The 770-nt window shown below is 64.7% G+C and carries 2 protein-coding genes; both read right to left on the minus strand.

Annotated features, from left to right (window positions below; all coding sequences use genetic code 11):
• Window positions 1-350, minus strand: a 350-nt coding sequence (locus SB764_RS38165; protein ID WP_410866484.1) for an alpha/beta fold hydrolase, incomplete at its 3' end; no start/stop codon positions are given.
• Window positions 319-770 (minus strand): amino acid synthesis family protein (locus SB764_RS38170; RefSeq protein WP_410866485.1); only part of this gene is annotated, 452 nt, incomplete at its 5' end. The genes SB764_RS38170 and SB764_RS38165, both read right to left, overlap by 32 nt.

Raw genomic sequence — 770 nt, forward strand, 5'->3', positions numbered from 1 at the left:
GCGACGCGTTTGACGAGGTCGGGCCGCGTGACGGCCACGCCCGCCGCGATCAGCGAACCCATCGAGTGACCGGCCAGATTGACCGGACCGGCGTTCAGCGCCTCGATGAATTCGATCGCCCAGGCCACGAACTGCTGCAATCCTGCGTTGGCATCGAGCGCATCGCTGTCGCCGTGGCCCGGCATATCGACGGAAATCACGCGGAAATCGCGCGACAGATCCTCGATCTGCGGATACCACGCCTGCGCCTGCATGCCGACGCCGTGAATCAGCACCAGCGGCTCGCCCGCGCCCTGCTCCAGATAGTGCGCGGCGCGATTATTTGACAGCGGCAGGGTTCTTGAGATCATTTCCGAGCTCTGCGAGGTCCTGGTAACGGTCGCCAATGCGGTGATGCGGACGGCCACCGGTCGCGCCGCCGATGGCGATCACGAGTTCGTCCGCGGCGGGCGCGTCGGGGATCGAAAATTGCAGCGTCAGATAGTGCGAACGGCGGCCTTCGTCGTTCTTGTCCATCATCGGAATCAGCAGCGGCGCATTCGCCGGACCGCGCGTGTTGTTGAACGCCAGATACGACTTCGCGCCCACCGCCGAGCGGTACGTGTTACCGAAATGCAGCGTGTGGATCAGCGCCGACGCGTGTTCCAGTTCGCCCGAGGTGCCGACGATGGCGCTCTTGCCGAAGGCTTCCACCGCATCGCCCGAACCGGCTTCGTCGATGATCAGCTTGGTGAGGTGCTCGCTCAGTTGCGGCGCAATCGCGCGGATGT

Origin of the sequence: Paraburkholderia sp. SIMBA_027 (assembly GCF_046535315.1) — a bacterium.
Classification (GTDB): Bacteria; Pseudomonadota; Gammaproteobacteria; order Burkholderiales; family Burkholderiaceae; genus Paraburkholderia; species Paraburkholderia tropica.